At 60.1% G+C, this 3,100-nt stretch carries 2 protein-coding genes; one reads left to right on the top strand and one right to left on the bottom strand.

Annotated elements, in window-relative coordinates; genetic code table 11:
• Positions 1-561: 561 nt before the first annotated feature.
• On the top strand, positions 562-1,743 hold the full coding sequence (locus ENJ37_06015) for a class I SAM-dependent methyltransferase (protein ID HHL40041.1): 1,182 nt from the start codon (positions 562-564) through the stop codon (positions 1,741-1,743).
• A 124-nt stretch (positions 1,744-1,867) separates the two neighbouring features.
• Here the strand turns inward: ENJ37_06015 and ENJ37_06010 are convergent, their stop codons facing one another.
• Positions 1,868-2,857, bottom strand: coding sequence for a hypothetical protein (locus tag ENJ37_06010; protein ID HHL40040.1), 990 nt, complete (start codon positions 2,855-2,857; stop codon positions 1,868-1,870).
• Positions 2,858-3,100 lie beyond the last annotated feature (243 nt).

Raw genomic sequence — 3,100 nt, 5'->3', positions numbered from 1 at the left:
TGTAAAAAGGTTCCCTCAGACTCCCTCCAAAAACTTTTAATGCGAGTTGGTTTCCCCCTGTTTTGCCAGGCAAAACAGGGGGAAACCAACTCGTATTGAAAGTCTTTGAAGGGGGTCCGGGGGAAACTTTCTACAGAAAGTTTCCCCCGGTGTAATAAATCAGATATTCCTTCTGAAAGTTTCCCCCCGTCCCTTCAAGGACTTTTAATGCGTTCGGGCTGCCCCTGTTTCGTTTTTTGTGAAAGAGGGGCAGCCCGAACGGCATTGAAAATTCTTGCGGGGAGGTCGCGGAGGTCACGGGCCTTTTCAGGAATCTCCTGGGGGCAATCGATCAGAGTTCAGAGTTTCCGCCGGAGCTTCCCTGAATATTCCCCTATGTAGATTTATAACAGAATAACCGCCACCGGGCAAGGCAAAAAGGAATTGGAAAAAAGAGGCCGAAGTGGTATATATACTGGACCTTGGGGAGGGGGGATCGTCGGAGGCGGGGTCGCGGGTCCGCCACGTCCTGCCGGCGGCGGGAGCAACAGATTACAGCAGTCACCTAAGGAGGTCGGCTTCATGGACAGCCAGCGCATCGAGGAGATAAGGAGATCCTTTGAGGAGGCCCTCGACGACGTTCTCGCAACGGTCAGGGAGGTCGAGAAGACGACGCTCGAGGACCTCGACGAAAAACGCCTCGAAGAGTTCGAGGACGGCGGGCTCTACGAGTTCACACGCTACAGGCGTCTTGTGGGGGGGCGCATCATCTTCCGGTGCATAAAGGCCGATGGCAAGACCTTCTTCAACGAGAAGTACAGGATATACCGCAAGGAAGACCTCTACGGCATCGAGCTTCGCACCAACCCCTCCTATCTCGAGGCCGTGGGCTCGTCCATCTACAGGCGCATCCCCGAGGGAACGGTCACGCTCGATCTCGGCTGCGGCAGCGCCAAGTACCTGCTCGCCGCCGACTCACCGGAGCGCACGGTGCTGGCCGTGGACATAAGCGGGGACCTCATCGAGGACAACAGGAAGACGGCGGGCCTGCAAAACATCCACTTCATGCGCGGCGACATGCTCAACTTAAACCCCGTCGCTACGGGCGAGCTCGACTACATCACCGGCGTGAACATACTCAACGTGCTGGGCGTCGACGACGTAGCGCTTCTGCTGAGCCAGGCGCTGCGCACGGCCAGGGAGGGCATGCTCTTCGGCTTCACCCTTCCCTCGCAGGCCGACCTCTGGGCCGACATCCCGGCCGACGACTTCAAGCTCGCCATGGAGGGGCTCAACCACCCGAGGGACGCGGACCCCCGCGAAAGGGCCCTGGCCGCAAAGTACAGCTTCATGGGGCTTATGAACCTCTTCTCCTTCGTAAAGGCCATGGCCGCCCGGAAAGGATGGCTCCTGCGCATCTTCCGCTTTCTCGACAGCCACAGCTATGACTGGGACGACTTCCTCGACACCGAGGACGCCGACTACATAGGCCACGGCAACAACGCCCTCTTCAAGTTCCTCGAGTACCCCTACCGCCGCGCCGCCAGGCTCGACTCGGTGGCCGAGGGGCGCGCCCTGGTCCACGCCGTGGGCTACGGCGTGGAGGTCTACTTCAGGCCCGAGCGGGCGCTGCCGCCGGCCCCGGAGGTCCGCTACCTCGCCGACGACACGCCGCTCCAGGAGTTGACAGTAGAAAAGGAGATGAACGCCTCCATCGACGACTGGAAGCTGCCCTTCGAGAAAATACGGATCGAATCTGCCTGAGAGGAGATTCCGGGGGAGACTTTCTGCAGAAGGGCCACAGGCCCACGTTTCCCCCGGTTCCTTCGCTCTTCCTCAGCTCTTCCTCCATGCCGGCCGTGTCGCTCCCGCTTCGCAGGCGGCGCAGCTACCTGCCGCAGCACTTCTTGAACTTGAGCCCGCTTCCGCAGGGGCAGGGGTCGTTGCGGCCCACGTTCCTCTCCCTGTACTCGCGGGAGAGCTGCGAGCAGAAGTAGTCGTAGGATATGAGGGTGTCGTCGCTTCTGTCCGTCTTGGGACCGACGCGGAAGTCGACCTCCATGTAATCGCCCCTGACGACCACGACGGGCTCCTCGATGGGGAAGAAGGCCTGGCGCCAGTGGGTCGGAGGCGACGACGGCGAGGTGTCGATGGTTATGTCGTCGGTGAGGACCGTGTCGAACCATCCCGCCAGGCCGTGGACCTCGCCGCGGCGCTCGAAGGTGAAGGTGAGTCTCTTCTCGACCGAGACGCAATCGACGGTGCGCAGGTCGATGGCGTCGTAGAGCAGGGGAGCGGCGAGGAAGTTTTCCTCAGCTATGTCCACGATCATGAGCCTCCTGGTGAGCTCGCGCCGCGCCGGCGTGAAGTCCACGCCGCAGACGTCACGCCAGAAGGTCATCTTTCCGTAGACCTCCGCGTCTTCCACGGGCACGAGAAAGAGCCGCACGCTCTCGGGCACCATGCGCCCCCCCTCCTTGAGAAACCGTCTTCTCGCGTCGACCGTGAAATCGAGGGTGTTCTCCTCGAGGGCGAAGCTTCCGAGCGTCTCGGATACGAGCACGTCCACCCTCTCCGGAAGCTCCACGTCCTTGGAGTTCTCGTTGATGAAGACGATCCTGTCGGCAAAGCCGTTGAGCGCCGCCACGCTCCTGGCGAGGTTTACGGAGTCCATCTTCTCGATGGCGTAGACCTTCGAGGCGCCCGCCTGGAGCGCGAGGAAAGAAAGAATGCCCAGTCCCGCGCCGAGGTCGCAGACCACGTCCCCCGGCCTCACGGCCCTGCGTATGGCGCGCCGGTAGGCCTCCATGCGCACCCTGTCGGACATCATGTCGTAATAGTCGTCAAAGAGCGTCAACGCCTTCCTGAATCGCGACATACAGCCTCACCAGTTGCCATGCCGCCGAAACGGCGGGATTGTTGAAAAGACCTCAAGGAAATCTCTGATTTACTGCACTGAGGGAACCTTTTTGTAAAAAGGTTCCCTCAGACTCCCTCCAAAAACTTTTAATGCGAGTTGGTTTCCCCCTGTTTTGCCAAGCAAAACAGGGGGAAACCAACTCGTATTGAAAGTCTTTGAAGGGGGTCTGGGGGAAACTTTCTACAGAAAGTTTCCCCCAGG

It is taken from the genome of Deltaproteobacteria bacterium, assembly GCA_011375175.1.
Taxonomy (GTDB): Bacteria; Desulfobacterota; GWC2-55-46; order GWC2-55-46; family DRME01; genus DRME01.
Note: the sequence above shows the minus strand (reverse complement) of the source record. Positions and strands in the feature narration are given on the sequence as shown.

What these genes read in the sequence shown, in the direction of transcription:
- ENJ37_06015 (HHL40041.1), top strand. Translation starts at nt 562, where the DNA reads ATGGACAGCCAGCGCATCGAGGAGATAAGGAGATCCTTTGAGGAGGCC.
- ENJ37_06010 (HHL40040.1), bottom strand. Translation starts at nt 2,857, where the DNA reads ATGTCGCGATTCAGGAAGGCGTTGACGCTCTTTGACGACTATTACGAC.